The sequence below is a fragment of the Mesorhizobium sp. P2_D6 genome, assembly GCF_056404315.1.
Genome location: NZ_JBFUEG010000008.1, coordinates 204,786 through 218,281, shown reverse-complemented (window position 1 = coordinate 218,281; position 13,496 = coordinate 204,786). Strand labels below are relative to the sequence as shown.

Annotated in this window: 13 protein-coding genes; 5 read left to right on the top strand and 8 right to left on the bottom strand. The window is 62.4% G+C overall.

Translation table 11 applies throughout. The annotated features are described in order from the left end of the window. Positions 1–27 precede the first annotated feature (27 nt). On the bottom strand, positions 28–996 hold the full coding sequence (locus AC1D1L_RS18990) for a rhizopine catabolism ABC transporter substrate-binding protein (RefSeq protein WP_477343004.1): 969 nt from the start codon (positions 994–996) through the stop codon (positions 28–30). A 63-nt stretch (positions 997–1,059) separates the two neighbouring features. After that, positions 1,060–1,980, bottom strand: coding sequence for a polysaccharide deacetylase family protein (locus AC1D1L_RS18985; RefSeq protein ID WP_477343002.1), 921 nt, complete (start codon positions 1,978–1,980; stop codon positions 1,060–1,062). Positions 1,981–2,322: 342 nt separating this feature from the next. Here AC1D1L_RS18985 and AC1D1L_RS18980 point away from each other — a divergent pair, with 342 nt between their 5' ends. After that, positions 2,323–3,567 carry a DegT/DnrJ/EryC1/StrS family aminotransferase gene (locus tag AC1D1L_RS18980; protein WP_477343001.1) on the top strand — a complete coding sequence of 415 codons (1,245 nt, stop codon included), beginning with the start codon at positions 2,323–2,325 and terminating at the stop codon, positions 3,565–3,567. A gap of 21 nt (positions 3,568–3,588) precedes the next feature. Here AC1D1L_RS18980 and mocR read toward each other — a convergent pair whose 3' ends face one another. The 4 genes from mocR to AC1D1L_RS18960 form a co-directional block, all read right to left on the bottom strand. Beyond that, positions 3,589–5,043 (bottom strand): rhizopine catabolism transcriptional regulator MocR, encoded by a 1,455-nt coding sequence (gene mocR / locus AC1D1L_RS18975; protein ID WP_477343000.1) that lies wholly within the window; start codon positions 5,041–5,043, stop codon positions 3,589–3,591. 15 nt (positions 5,044–5,058) lie between these two features. Next, a complete protein-coding gene (locus tag AC1D1L_RS18970; protein WP_477231617.1) occupies positions 5,059–5,265 on the bottom strand; it encodes a LacI family DNA-binding transcriptional regulator in 207 nt (68 codons plus the stop codon). Positions 5,266–5,493: 228 nt separating this feature from the next. Beyond that, positions 5,494–6,405 (bottom strand): myo-inosose-2 dehydratase, encoded by a 912-nt coding sequence (gene iolE, locus AC1D1L_RS18965; RefSeq protein ID WP_477342999.1) that lies wholly within the window; start codon positions 6,403–6,405, stop codon positions 5,494–5,496. 112 nt (positions 6,406–6,517) lie between these two features. After that, positions 6,518–6,805, bottom strand: a complete 288-nt coding sequence (locus tag AC1D1L_RS18960; RefSeq protein WP_477342998.1) for a DUF3175 domain-containing protein — start codon at positions 6,803–6,805, stop codon at positions 6,518–6,520. Positions 6,806–7,029: 224 nt separating this feature from the next. Here AC1D1L_RS18960 and AC1D1L_RS18955 point away from each other — a divergent pair, with 224 nt between their 5' ends. Next, complete coding sequence (locus AC1D1L_RS18955) at positions 7,030–8,202, top strand: MFS transporter (protein ID WP_477343118.1); 1,173 nt, start codon at positions 7,030–7,032, stop codon at positions 8,200–8,202. Positions 8,203–8,336: 134 nt separating this feature from the next. After that, entirely contained in the window at positions 8,337–8,819 is a 483-nt protein-coding gene (locus AC1D1L_RS18950; RefSeq protein ID WP_477342997.1) for a hypothetical protein, read from the top strand. A gap of 76 nt (positions 8,820–8,895) precedes the next feature. Here the strand turns inward: AC1D1L_RS18950 and AC1D1L_RS18945 are convergent, their stop codons facing one another. Further along, on the bottom strand, positions 8,896–9,348 hold the full coding sequence (locus tag AC1D1L_RS18945; RefSeq protein ID WP_477342996.1) for a thermonuclease family protein: 453 nt from the start codon (positions 9,346–9,348) through the stop codon (positions 8,896–8,898). A 117-nt stretch (positions 9,349–9,465) separates the two neighbouring features. Then, positions 9,466–9,843 (bottom strand): hypothetical protein, encoded by a 378-nt coding sequence (locus AC1D1L_RS18940; protein ID WP_477342995.1) that lies wholly within the window; start codon positions 9,841–9,843, stop codon positions 9,466–9,468. A gap of 1,186 nt (positions 9,844–11,029) precedes the next feature. Here AC1D1L_RS18940 and gntR point away from each other — a divergent pair. Further along, positions 11,030–12,058 (top strand): HTH-type transcriptional regulator GntR, encoded by a 1,029-nt coding sequence (gene gntR / locus AC1D1L_RS18935; RefSeq protein WP_477301028.1) that lies wholly within the window; start codon positions 11,030–11,032, stop codon positions 12,056–12,058. Positions 12,059–12,370: 312 nt separating this feature from the next. Further along, a complete protein-coding gene (locus tag AC1D1L_RS18930) occupies positions 12,371–13,495 on the top strand; it encodes a sugar ABC transporter substrate-binding protein (RefSeq protein ID WP_477342994.1) in 1,125 nt (374 codons plus the stop codon). Position 13,496 lies beyond the last annotated feature (1 nt).

The window sequence follows — 13,496 nt, the reverse complement described above, 5'->3', positions numbered from 1 at the left end:
GCTTCCCCTGCCGAGATCGCTGAGGCCTTAGCGGATGCCGTCCTTGGCGAGCGCCAGGATAGCCTTGGCCTTGTCGGGCGAGTCGATGAACAGCGGACCGGTATAGGCGTTGTTCTGCGGCCAGAAGCCGTGCGTGGCGTGCTCGACGAGATAGATCACCGGCAAATAGCCCATCAGATATTGCTGGGCGTCCATGCCGAAGCCCATTTCGCCGGCGACGACGGAATCCAGAACTTCGGGGCTGATGTCGAACGTGTAGAGCTTGATCTTGCCGAACAGTTCCTTCTGCCGGAAGAACGGGATCAGCGGATTGGCGGCAGTGGCGCCGAGGGCGAACACGGCCTGGGTGTCGGGATGCGCCGACAGATAGGCTTCGGTGCGGCGCTGGATGTCGGCCGGATCGGGTGACACGGTCAGGACTTCGGTGCCGCCGCCGGAAGGCTTCAGCCCGTCATTCAAACCCTGGCAGCGCTGGTCGAGGCTGACATTGCCGACCTCGTGGTTGATGCAGACGACCTTGAGCGTGCCTTCCTTAGCCAGCCGCTCACCGGCCTTCTTGCCGGAATCATATTCGGAGACGGTGCCGACATACATGGTCGTCCCGAGTTCGGCGCCTTCCTTCTCGCCGGAATCCAGAACCACCATCGGGATGTTTGCGGCGAGACCCGCCTTGACCGATTTGCCGAGCGCATTGGCGTCAGCGATGGAGACGGCGATGCCGTCGGGATTGGTGGCGATGGCCGCATCGAGCAGGCGGGACTGCTCGACCACGTCGAAGACCTGCGGCGCGTAATATTCGACCTTGGCGCCGGTGAGTGCCGCCGCATCATCGACACCGCGCTTGACCACCGACCAGTAGGGATCGGAGGCCGAACCATGCACCACGAAGGTGATGCGGACATCTTTCGGGTCCTTCAGGCCGGCCGCCTGCGCGACACCCGCCAGCATACTCATCGAGACAAGCGCGCCGAGCGCCAGTTTCAGAACGGTCTTCATGTCATTCTCCCATTGTCGTTGCAGTTCCAATTCCCTCTTTGCGCCGCAGGCCGAAGGATCGGCTTACAGCGCTGACCGGGTGGCCGCTTTGCGGGCCTTTGCCGGTGTCGATCTTCCAAGCCTTGCACGAAGCTCTTCGCGCAACGGCTTCATGCCGATGATGTCGATGTCCTGTGCGTCGAGCCAGTCGCGAAAACTCTGGTCACGGAACAGCTCATATTCCTCGGTGCGGATGTAGGCGGAGCGCGGCTCGATCAACTCGAGCTCGCCCGGCGCGTTGAAATGCAGGCAGAAGAAGGTCAGGCCTTCACGCACGCCTTCGACCAGCGCCTTGTAGGCAGGCTCTATCGGCTTCGAACGGGGGCGGCCCCATGTCGTCTGGATGGCGGCGTCGAAGATGACAAAACCTTTAGCGCGGGCCTCGGCGACGCCGCGCTGGAATGCCGGTTCGGTGACGCCGACCAGATTGTCGTTGGGCGAATAGGCCGACAGGGTTTTGGTCAGCAGCACCGGCAGTCGGTATTCCAGGCCGAGCCTGATGTAGACGTCGCAGAACTCGGGCGACAGGGCCGCGCCCATATGGGCGTCGAGATGGGTGACGTCGATGCCGGCACGGTAGGCGGTGTCGATCTGGGCGCGCAGCTCGGTCTCGACCGCTTGTGGTGCCGCCTTGCGGCGGGTGGTCGCGACATCGGGCCAGAAATAGCCGAACTCGTCGGTCAGGCCGGCCGCGCGCGACGGCGAGGTCAACGGGCGCCATTTGTAGTGCTGCTTTTCGCTGTTCAGCGTCAGGTGGACGCCGAGATCGAGGGGAGGGTCCGCGGCTGCCGCTTCGGCCATCTCGGGGAACCACGGGCAAGGCACCATTACCGCGCCGGAGCTGCAGGCGCCCAGCCCGGTCAGTTCGAGGAAGGCGCTGTTGGCGCCATGGCACATGCCGACATCGTCTTCATGCAGCACAAGCTGTCGCCTTTGGGCATTCATGGGGGCATTCATGAACGGCCACCGTCTTGCCGACACGCCGGTTGCGAGGGTCTTCCAAAGTGTGTCCCGTGCTGCATGGAACCGACCGTTTGCCCAACTGGACGCGATGGAACGCCCAAAGCCGGCTTTCCGACAGGGCCACTTCAGCGAATTCGGATGGGTACGATTTTTCCGCGGGGCCTGCATTGTGGAATGCCGATTTCATTCGTTGTGCCCACATTCGGCGTCAAACGCGTCCTCGCGCAGCTGGGATGGCTTGGTCCGATCACGGCGGAGTGGTTCTTTCAAACAGCGCCGGCGGGCGTACAGCTTTCACACCATCAAGCGATGTGGAGAGCTGCCATGTACACTGCCGGCGAAGAAGAGATCGAAGCCATTGCCAGGGTGATCCGCTCCGGCGCGCTGTTCCGCTATGGCGACAACAGCGAATGCAACCGCTTCGAGGCGCGCTATGCCAGGCATCTCGGCGTCGAGCATTTTGCACTGGCCGCCAGCGGCACTTATGGGCTCGCCGCCGGCCTGATCGGACTCGGCATCGGGCCGGGCGACGAAGTGCTGGTGCCGGCGCATACCTATATGGCGACGGCGACAGCGGTGCTGTCGGTCGGCGCCATTCCGGTCATCGTCGATATCGACGAGAGCCTGACCATCGATCCCTTGGCTTTGCGCGATGCCATCGGCCCGCGCACCAAGGCGGTCATCCCTGTGCATATGTGGGGCGCTGCCTGCAACATGAACGCGATCATGGACATCGCGGAAAAGCGCGGCCTGCTGGTTCTGGAGGATGTCTGCCAGGGCATTGGCGGCGGCTATGAGGGCAAGAAGCTCGGCTCGATCGGCCATGCCGGCGCCTACTCCTTCAACTACTTCAAGAACATGACCTCGGGCGAGGGCGGCGGCATCGCCACCAGCGATCCGAAGGTGGCAGAGCGGGCGCGCTGTGCCATCGATCCCTGCCATTTCTACTGGCAGGGGCGCAACGACAGCATCAAGCCGTTTGCCGGCATCGGCGCGCGCGCCTCGGAACTGATGGGGGCGATGCTCAATGTCCAGCTCGACCGTCTCGATGGCATCATCGAGGCGATGCGGGCGGAGAAGAAGAAGGTGCTGGCCGGCACGCGCCATCTCGGCAATCTCGGCCTGACGCCATCGCCGATGAACAGTCCCGATGACGATTGTGCGGCGCAGGTGATGTATCTGCTGCCCAGCGAACAGGCAGCGCAGACGTTTTCGAAGACCATTCCCAGCGTCATCGCCGGCAAGACCGGCCGCCACAATTTTACCCAGTGGGATCAGGTGCTGATGCATGAGGGCGCGCATCATCCGGCACTCAATCCTTACACGCTGCCGGAGAACAAAGGGCTGCGGCTCACCTATGCCGACGATCTCGGCAAGGGGTCGCTGGACATCCTCAACCGCACGGTGATGGTGGCGATGAACCCGGCGCATGGCGATGCCGAGATTGACGACATGATCCACAACATCGACGCGGCCGCGCGGGTGGCACTGGAAAACGCCTCGCTGGACGATGTCGACGTGCGCAAGGCAGCCCCAGTAGATCTGCAGAAGTTCGATAGTGTGAACTGAAACACGCTGCTCTGGGCCGGCCTACTGCCGGTCCAGCCGCATGAAGGCGGCACGCAGTGCCAGCACGGCGCGCAGGATCTGGCGCTCGTCCATCGCGGCATAGCCCAAGAGCAGGCCATGCTCCGGCTCGCTCGAATGATAGTTGATGGAAATGCCCTGCACGTCGAGCCCCTCCTTCACGGCGGCGGCGACGACGTCGCTGTCCTTGTAGGGTCTTGTAAAACTCGCCAGCAGCTGCATGCCGGAATCGTTCTCTGTCACCGTCAGCCATTCGGCCAGATGCTCTTGGCATAGCTTGACGAAATTGGCCTGCCGGCGCGCATAGAGCCGGCGCATGCGCTTCAGATGCGTGGCGAAGTAGCCTTGCGTGATGAAGTCGTTGACCGTGGCCTGCAGGATCAGCGGCGCGAACTGGCCGGTGATGGAGACGGCGCGGTCGAAGGGCACCGACAGTTCGCGCGGCACGATGAGATAGCCGATACGCAGCGCCGGGATCAGCGTCTTGCCGAAGGAGCCGATATAGACGACGCGGTCGGCATGATCGAGGCCGCGCAGAGCCGGCACGGGCCGGCCACGAAAACGGTACTCGCCGTCATAATCGTCCTCGACGATCCAGGCGCCGTGGCGCTCGGCGATGTCGAGCAGCTGCAGCCTCTCCTCGATGCGCATAATGGTACCGAACGGCCATTGGCAGGACGGCGTCACATAGATCAGCCGTGGCGGCGGCAGCTCGGGGTCGGCGAGGTGCCAGCCGTGCCGGTCGACCTTCAACGGCGCGAGCCTGGCGCCGCTAGCGAGGAAGGCGCTTTTGGCGCCGAGATAGCCGGGCTCCTCCATCCAGACATGGTCGCCTTCGTCCATCAGCACGCGCGAGGCGAGGTCGAGCGCCGCCTGCGCGCCGGTGACGATGATGACCTGGTCCGCGGTGCAGTTGATGCCGCGCGACAGGCTGATGGTTGAGGCGATGGCCTGGCGCAGGCCCGGATGGCCGGCAAAGGAGAGATAGCCAAGCAGGTTCTCGTCACGGCTGCGCGCATTGCGAACCAGAAGGCTCGACCAGATGGTGAAGGGGAAGGACGCCGTTTCCGGCACTCCGGGATGGAAGTTGATGACGCCGGCATTGCGCGGCGGCTGCGGGCCGTTGACGATGGTCTGGCCGCGCCGCGAGAGCTTTTGCGGAGCGGCGAGACCGGCGCGCAGCGAGGCCGGCGGGCGCTTCTGCTGGATCGGCGCTACCCAGGTGCCGGATCCGGCGCGCGCCTCGATGAAGCCTTCGGCAAGCAACTGGTCGTAGGCGGCGATCACCGTGTTGCGGCCGACTTTCAGATCCTCGGCCAGAGAGCGGGTCGAGGGCAAAAGCGTGTTCTGCTGGATCTGGCCGTCGAGGATGAAGCGCCGCAAGGCGCCATATATCTGCCGGTGCATCGGCTCGTCCGAGGCGCGGTCGACCGACATGATGTCGAGGGAAAGGCGCATGTGGTCGCCCAAAGTCTAGTCTCCGACGAACCTGGCTGCGCGGGCGATCTTCTCTTCGTTGAGAAGGCAGACGGTGTCGAGCACCAGCCGCCTGGTTTCGGGATGGACCTCGCGGCTGTTCTTCAGCGCGCGATGCACGGTGGCGGCGCCGAGTTCCGCCTTTTGCGCAATCTCGCGGATGGTGCAAAGCCGTTCCATGCCGAGTGCCGCCTCGAATGCCATATCGCTCCTCCACCTGCATCAAGGCACGGCTTGCCGCCAGCCTCAAGCTGGAAACTCTGCGGCCGGAAACTCCGGGGTCCAAAAATCCGACCTCCCAAGCCGGTGCCGAGAATTGCTCGATCCGCGCCGCCAGGGGAAGACGGCGGCGCGGATCGCCGGGCGCTTTCGCGTCGCTACCCCTACCGAGGCGCGCGCCCAACCGGCCAACCACCAGCCCTCCGGCTGTGGTCAGGCCAAGTCCCGTGTCGCTACCTCAAACCCGGCCTTGCGGGCCGTGGCGAGAAGCGAAGCGTAACCCTTCGTGGCGTAGGTCAAGGGATGCGCCTTGGCCGGATCCTGTTCGGCCTCGACGACGATCCAGCCTTCGTAGCCGCGTTTGGCGAGTGGCTGCAGCAGCGACAGGAAATCGACGGAACCGTCGCCGGGCACGGTGAAAATCCCCTCCATCACCGCCGCCATGAAACTCATGTCTTCGCGCCGTGCCTTTTCGAGCACAGCCGCGCGGACGTCCTTGCAGTGGAAATGCACGATGCGGTCGAGATGCCGGTTCAACAGAGAAGCGGGGTCGCCGCCCGAGAACAGGCAATGGCCCGTGTCGAACAGCAGGCCGACGCTTTTGCCGGTCGCAGCCATCAGCCTGTCGACCTCGTCGTCGGTCTCGACGATGGTGCCCATATGATGATGGAAAGCCATGCCGACGCCGAAGGCGGCCATGCGGTCGGCGAGCTCAGTCAGCTTCTCGCCATAGGCGGCCCATTCGTCATCGGCGAGACGCGGGCGCTGCGAGATCGGGGCAAAGATGCCGTCATGACGACCTCGTGATGTGTCGGCATAGACGACAACCCTGGCGCCGAGGTCGCGCAGCAAGGTCAGATGCGGCGTGATGGCGGCGAATTCCTCGTCGACCGTGCGATCGAGAATGCGGCCGTCATACCAGCCGGAAACGAGCTCCAGCCGATAGGACGACAGGATCGGTCCCAGTTCGTCGCTTCGCCTGGGGAATTTACCGCCGAGCTCGGTGCCGCGATAGCCGGCCTGCCTGGTTTCCGAGAGGCACGTCTCGAGCGGCGTGTCGCCGCCGAGTTCGGGAACATCATCATTGCTCCAGGTAATGGGATTGATGCCGATCTTGACCGTCATGCCGCCACTTTGCAGGCTTGGGGAACGCAATGCCGAGACTGGCAAACTGGAGGGAAAGAGGACCTGTCACTAGGTCCAGTTCAAGCGAATTTGGCGGAGCCAATTGTGAGGACTAGTCCTGCTCCGGCCGACCGAAGGCGATGCGCAGTTCGTCCTTGGCATCCTCAAGCACTTTCCGGCGGGCCCGCGGGAGGTTTTTGCCGGCGCGATTGATGTAGAAATTCAGCATCGACATCGCCGACTGGAACGGCTCGGCCTTGCGCCGGTCGCTGTGCTCGGCCGAGCGTTTGAGCGAAGCCGCGATCCTTTTGGCGTCGTCGGCTTCGAAGATGTGCTCCTCAAGGTCCATCGCATCGCTATGCTCGGTCACCTCGGCTGACCATTTTTTCTTCGCGGTCATGGCAAACTCCTTCCTGTCGCAAAACTCAGGCAGAGCGTTGCCGGTTCCCGAAAAATCGCCTGGCTGCTGGAGCCACGGATCGGGGCCCTGTGGCGCTGCCCGTCGCCGCGAATGCGCCGATAGTGGCGCTGGTCGACTTCCCGGAACCGCGGACAGGAAACGCCTTGACCCCTATCGTCGCCAACCCGGCGAGCAACCCTGGCATCGACAGCTCCTATGCCTGGATGCGTCTCGCCATCTCGATCCTGCTGGCGACGATTGGCGCCGTCGGCATGTGGGCCGTCGTGGTGGTCTTGCCGGCCGTGCAGGCCGAATTCGGCGTTGACCGCGCGGCGGCATCGATGCCCTACACCGCAACCATGGTGGGCTTTGCCGCCGGCAATGTGCTGGTCGGCCGCGCCATCGATCGCATGGGCTATTGGATCCCGGCGCTGATCTCCTCGGTGGCACTCGCCGCCGGACTTCTGCTCGCGGCGGCGTCGACGTCGATCCTGCAATTCACCCTTGCCCAGGGGGTGCTGATCGGCATTGGCTCATCGGTGATCTTCGGACCGTTGATTGCCGATATTTCACACTGGTTCAACCGTCGACGCGGCGTCGCCGTCACGGCGGCGGCCGCGGGCAACTACCTCGCCGGGGCGCTCTGGCCAACCATCATGCCGACGCTGATCAAGGCGGAAGGCTGGCGCTTCACCTATGCCGCCATCGGCGTCTTTTGTCTGGTCACCATGATACCGCTGGTGCTGTTGCTGCGGCGCGGCGCTCCGGACGCGGCAGCGGCCGGCTCGCCGGGAAGCCGGCCTGTACAGCCGATTTCAATCTCGCCGGCGGCACTGCAAATGCTGCTGGTCATCGCCGGTCTCGGCTGCTGCGTGGCAATGTCGATGCCGCAGGTGCACATCGTCGCCTATTGCATGGATCTCGGCTACGGCATCGCGCATGGCGCCGACATGCTGTCGATCATGATGGCCGCGGGCGTGGTCAGCCGGCTCGCCTCCGGCTTTGTCGCCGACCGCATCGGCGGCGTGAAAACCCTGCTTATCGGTTCCGTGCTGCAATGCCTGTCGCTGCTGTTCTATATCCCGTTCGACGGGCTCACCTCGCTCTATGTCGTGTCGCTGGTGTTCGGCCTGTCGCAAGGCGGCATCGTGCCTTGCTATGCCATCATCGTGCGCGAATACCTGCCCGCCAAGGAGGCAGGTCAGCGTATCGGCATCGTCATGATGGCGACCATATTCGGCATGGCGATCGGTGGCTGGATGTCGGGCTGGATCTACGACCTGACCGGCTCCTATGCGGCCGCGTTCCTCAACGGGATCGCGTGGAACCTGATCAACGTTGGAGCTATCCTGCTGCTGATTTGGCAGACGCGGCGCCCGGCCATGGTTACGGCCTGAAAGACTTCAGCCTGCGAGGCCGCAACCCGCGGTAGTGTCTCAGTTTGAAATTTGCCCGCCTTGACGATGCCCGTCGAATGTTGCTGATCATTCACGTATGATGGGCGGCAATCAGTCATGGGGAGGCAGCGAATATGCGAACAATCGATATTTTTGCGGCCGGCGCTCTGTGCATCGTGCCTTCCAGCCTGCTGGCGGCCGATGGAGTTTCCGTCGAACGCGGTTTGTATATTTCGATCATAGGCGGCTGCCATTTCTGCCACACGGAAGGATACCGTGAAGCCGATGGGAAAATCGACCCGGAGAAAGCATTGAAAGGCTCTTCCGTTGGCTGGCAGGGTCCATGGGGCACGACCTATGCAGCAAACCTCAGGGACTTGGCGATGGGCTTTAACGAGGACAAATGGGTCGACCACCTCAAGAACAAGGTCAATTTGCCGCCAATGCCCTGGTACCAAGTCCAAGCCATGAGCGACAGCGACTTGCGTTCGGTGTATCTTTACATCAAATCACTCGGACCACCCGGCGAGTTGGCCCCGTTTTACCGGGAGCCCGGCAAGGAGCCGAGGACACCTTATGTCACACTAGTGCCACCCCAGACACCGAAGGGGAAGTAACGACCTAACGCCCATTCGGCTTCGGCGTTATCCTCCTCGATCTGCACCTTAACGCCGTCCTGGGCCATCGTAGGAGCTATGGGCGACCACCCCGTCTATATTCGCCGGGGTCGATAAATGCCCCTGCCCACAAGTTGCGTTTGGCACTGCGGGCTTCGCGCTCTTCGGCAAGGTATCGAGGCGCTTGTTTGTCGGCGACCGCCAATCCGTGTTTTACCAGGTCGCGCGCGAGATCGATGCTCCCAACGAAGCAGACGCCGACATCATCGTCATAGCGGTCCTTGCCTTCGATGGTGCAGGATACATCCCCAGAGGCAATGAGATGGCGAATGTGGTCACGCGCATACCTGCCGCAAGGCCAGATTTTGTCAGCGGCATCAAAACATGGCTGGGAAAGTTCGGGGGCATCGATACCGAGTAACTGAACTCGTTTCTTGTCATGCCACAGCGTGTCGCCGTCATGAGCAAACCAATGCTCTACTGCAGACACCGGGCCACAGGTCAGCACGAAGGCGAGAGCGAGGGTCAACCTGCACATGGCCGATGGACCGTTTCGAAATTTCCCTTTCCGCGATCACACCATACCCCTATGAAGCTGGCCGGCCAATAGCGGGGAACCGTTGAGCCGGCCAGAGAAAAGGCTGACCTAGCTTTTTGGCAAAACGGCCCGCTGCTCTCCTACGGCAGCGGGCCTGTCCTTGGCCGGAAGGGGCGCTAGCGGGGGCGCCAGCATTCCGGCCTCCGTGTGCGGCGCAAAGAAGCAACGGATGGTCATGTTCGGCGAGGACGTGCAGATGTGATACTGGCTGTCTTCACTCTCTATGACGCGGTTCTTGGGAATGAAATATCGGGTCTTGGACCCCGTGTAGATATTGAAATCGCCGCCCGGCAGTGGCTCGACATAGCGCGGGCTGATGACCCGACAATCCTTCTTGTCATCGCAACATTCATAGCCGGTGACAGGGTCATGGTAACCGGAATACCAGTTATGAGCGACGACAAGCGCGATCAAAAAGAGCCTCATGTCAACCTAGCCTTATTATGCCGGGTGGATGGCAGGCCATACACCGCTATTCCGGCTCCTCTCTCAAATCCTGCAGCGACGCATGCCGCAAGTCTTGCTCGCCGCGCAGGTGCTTCACGCGGCCGATCAGCCCCGGCCTTACCCATTGGGTCGCCGGCCGCTTCATGCCCTTGGCCGCCGGGCCAGCGTGCTCCTGAACGCGCTTCCAGAGCCGATCGCGGATTTCGCAATATAATTTCGCCGAAGCTTACATTTGGGACAACTAGTCCTTACGGCTTATCGGCCCAACCCCCTTCTCCACTCAGCGAAGAGGTTAGATCCGGCAGGGAACGATTGAGCGGTCGCAAAGGGCGCAATCAGCGAATTCTGGCCGCTGTTGCCAGTTCGCTACAGCGAAGTTTTTGGCAAGCTAATATAACCTTCGTCAGCGCTGGGGCCCCTGGGTTGTTGGCTGGGGCGCCGGGTTGTTGGCGGGGGTCAATCCTTGGAACCCTAGCGTAGTACGAGGGAAGATGGCCCGCTGACTTTGGTCGGCGGGTTTTTCTTTTCGTAGCGGCGAAACTAGGAAGCGGCACCCTTCCCGATCTGGTCATCGGAGCGTGCGAGGGAGCTCGCGCCGAGTTTGCCAAAACAATCTCTGCGGAAAGAAGTCAATTGAAAGAAAGCCCGCTGCCGAACCGTGAGGGGTTAGACGGCAGCGGGCTCCGATCGTCCACGGAGGCCGATCTACAGCGGAGGAGAAAGCCATTTCATTCCGCTGCCTCATCCGAACATCGCCGCTTGCCCTTGGTTCCCGGCTCAAAGAAAAAAGCCCGCCGGCACGAGCTGGCGGACTTGCCATTTCTTACCGATGGAGGCTGCGCGCCTCCAAACACCTCAAGCTGGCGGCTGCGGCGGCGGCGGGATCTGTGAGGCTGGTGGTGATGCTGTCACTGCGGACAGCCGGTCCTTTTTGTTCAGCGCCGGCTTTTCATATGTTTTCTTCATTAATACGTCCTCCCTTTTCCCTTCATCCATGAATGACGTAGACCGCCCAACTTTGTCAAGGAGTTGGAAACCGCCGTCAGCTTGACAATCGCCAGTTGCTGCGCGACGCCAAGCTGGAATGGCATAGTTGGGGAAGCCGGACAAACATGGCGACAGAGACGACGACGTCGCAATCGCGCGCAGCGCAAGGGGCAAGGTCGTGACCAAGCCGCGCTCGCGCCGCGGTGGCGGACGCCCGACGATCGCCGATGTCGCGCGCAAGGCCGGCGTCGGCGCCATCACCGTGTCGCGAGCGCTTCGCGAGCCCGACCGCGTCAGCCAGGATTTGCGCCGCCAGATCCAGGCCGCCGTCGACGAGCTCGGCTATGTGCCGGATCCCAATGCGCGGGCGCTGGCCTCGGCGCGCGCCGATGTGTTCGGCGTGCTGGTGCCGTCGCTCACCAACAACGTCTTCGCCGAAGTGGTGCGCGGCATCTATGACAGCCTGTCGGACGGCCCGTTCCGCGTCCAGCTCGGCAACACCCATTATTCCGGCCTCGAGGAGGAGCGTCTGCTGCAGGTGTTCGCACCACAGCGTCCGGCGGCGCTGATCGTGGCCGGCATCGACCAGACACCGACCTCGCGAAAACTGCTGGAGAGCGCAGGCTGCCCGGTGGTGCAGGTGATGGAGACCGGGCCCGATCCGGTCGACATGCTGGTCGGCTTCTCGCATTTCGACGGCGGCAGGACAGCGACCGAGCATCTGATCGAGGCGGGCTACCGGCGGATCGGCTTCATCGGCGCGCGTATGGATCCGCGCTCGCAGCGGCGCCTTGCCGGCTATCGCGCGGCAATGGAGAAGGCCGGCCTGTTCGACCCGCGGCTGATCACCACCACGCCGCTGTTGTCCAGTGTGACGCTCGGCCGCGAGCTGCTTCGCGATGCGCTGGCCAAGATGCCGGCGCTCGACGGCGTCTTCTGCAACAATGACGATATCGCGCTCGGCGTTTTGTTCGAATGCCATAGCGCCGCACTCGACGTGCCAAAGACAATCGGAATTGTCGGCTTCAACGACCTCGAGATGATGCAGGCGGCGTTCCCGCCGCTCACCAGCATCCGCACCCCTCGCTATGAAATCGGCCGCCGGTCTGTTGCCATGGCGCTGGCGGCGATCGCCGGGCGAAGGCCTGAGCAGCGGGTTGTCGATCTCGGTTTCGAGCTCAAGCCCCGCGAGAGCACGGCACGCTGAACACGCTTTGGCGACCTCAGCAAATGGTGCTTTACACAACGTCATGGTAGCGCTACCATTTTTATCAGCCAGGTGTTGTGACTGAGGAGCTACGCCTGTTTATTATACATAAGCAACAGCTCATGCTTGTTTATTATGTATAATATGCTAGGTTTCATTTCTCGCCCGTGAAGCGGCGAGGGGGAGGGGATCGGGCCGGCTTCAGGCCCTTGAGACGTGCCGCCGGCAAGGCTGGAGAGCCTTCGCCGGGCGTGGAAAAACGCACCACGGCAAGCAGCATCAAAAATTAAACTGCAACTGGGAGGAATATCGATGATCAAGTCACTTGTTGGTGGCATCGTTGCCGCCACTGCATTCGTCATGCTGAGTTCGTCGGCCATGGCCGAACCTGAAGTCGTCAAGGGACCAGCGGCCGAGCCCGACTGCTTCGCGCCGTGGGCGGCCGATACTCAGTTCTTCAAATTTCCCAAGAAGGAAGGCCCATACCGCATCGCGCTCGCCAACGGCTATATCGCCAACACCTGGCGCATCCAGATGATCCAGACGGCCAAGGCCTATGCTGCGCAGAAGGACGTCGCGGCAAAATTGAAGGAATTCAAGGTTGTGTCGACCGGCGAGGATGTGCCGGCGCAAATCTCGGCGATCAATAACTTCATCGATTCCGGTTTTGACGCGATCGTCGTCAACGCGCAGAATCCGACCGCCTTCGGGCCGGTCATCAAGCGCGCCAAGGAAGCCGGCGTCGTGCTGGTCGCCTTCGACAACATCCTCGACACCAAGGACGCCATCAACGTCAACGTGGACCAGAAGGGTCTTGGCGCGCTGTGGGCCAAATGGCTAGTCGACCATATACCGGATGGCGGCAAGATACTTGAAGTGCGTGGCGTTGCCGGCACGTCGGTCGATACCGACCGCCACAACGGCATCCATGAGGTCTTCGATGCCTCGGGCAAGAAATGGGACGTCACCGAAGTCGCCGGCAAGTGGGATGATCCGACAGCGCAGAAGGTCACGGCTGACGCGATCGCCACGAACGGTCCGTTCGTCGGCATCACCGGTCAGGGCGGCGACACCGGCATCGTTCAGGCGATGATCGACGCCAAGCATGCGTTCGTGCCGTTCGGCGGCGAAACCGAGAACGGTTTCCGCAAGTTCTGCGCGGCGCACGCGGCGGACGGCCTGAAATGCTCCTCGGCCGGCACTGGCCCTGCCCAGGTCGCGGTCGCCATCAAGACGGCGATCGCCGCACTTGAGGGTCAGGTCGTACCGCAATCGGTCAAGCTGCCGCTCGCCATCGTCGAGGATCCGAACTTCAAGGAAGGCCAGGACTACTTCCCTGACCAGTCCGACAATTTCTTCGTCGGCAATTCCTTCCCGACCTGCGGCATCAATTTCACCGCGCAGGAAATCATGGGCCAGACCAAGGCCGACCAATAGG

Excerpts from the sequence above, each read along its gene's own strand:
- AC1D1L_RS18930 (WP_477342994.1), top strand. The coding sequence starts at position 12,371 with ATGATCAAGTCACTTGTTGGTGGCATCGTTGCCGCCACTGCATTCGTC.
- AC1D1L_RS18960 (WP_477342998.1), bottom strand. The coding sequence starts at position 6,805 with ATGACCGCGAAGAAAAAATGGTCAGCCGAGGTGACCGAGCATAGCGAT.
- AC1D1L_RS18940 (WP_477342995.1), bottom strand. The coding sequence starts at position 9,843 with ATGAGGCTCTTTTTGATCGCGCTTGTCGTCGCTCATAACTGGTATTCC.
- AC1D1L_RS18985 (WP_477343002.1), bottom strand. The coding sequence starts at position 1,980 with ATGAATGCCCAAAGGCGACAGCTTGTGCTGCATGAAGACGATGTCGGC.
- AC1D1L_RS18970 (WP_477231617.1), bottom strand. The coding sequence starts at position 5,265 with ATGGCATTCGAGGCGGCACTCGGCATGGAACGGCTTTGCACCATCCGC.
- AC1D1L_RS18955 (WP_477343118.1), top strand. The coding sequence starts at position 7,030 with ATGCGTCTCGCCATCTCGATCCTGCTGGCGACGATTGGCGCCGTCGGC.
- AC1D1L_RS18990 (WP_477343004.1), bottom strand. The coding sequence starts at position 996 with ATGAAGACCGTTCTGAAACTGGCGCTCGGCGCGCTTGTCTCGATGAGT.
- AC1D1L_RS18980 (WP_477343001.1), top strand. The coding sequence starts at position 2,323 with ATGTACACTGCCGGCGAAGAAGAGATCGAAGCCATTGCCAGGGTGATC.
- mocR (WP_477343000.1), bottom strand. The coding sequence starts at position 5,043 with ATGCGCCTTTCCCTCGACATCATGTCGGTCGACCGCGCCTCGGACGAG.
- iolE (WP_477342999.1), bottom strand. The coding sequence starts at position 6,405 with ATGACGGTCAAGATCGGCATCAATCCCATTACCTGGAGCAATGATGAT.
- AC1D1L_RS18950 (WP_477342997.1), top strand. The coding sequence starts at position 8,337 with ATGCGAACAATCGATATTTTTGCGGCCGGCGCTCTGTGCATCGTGCCT.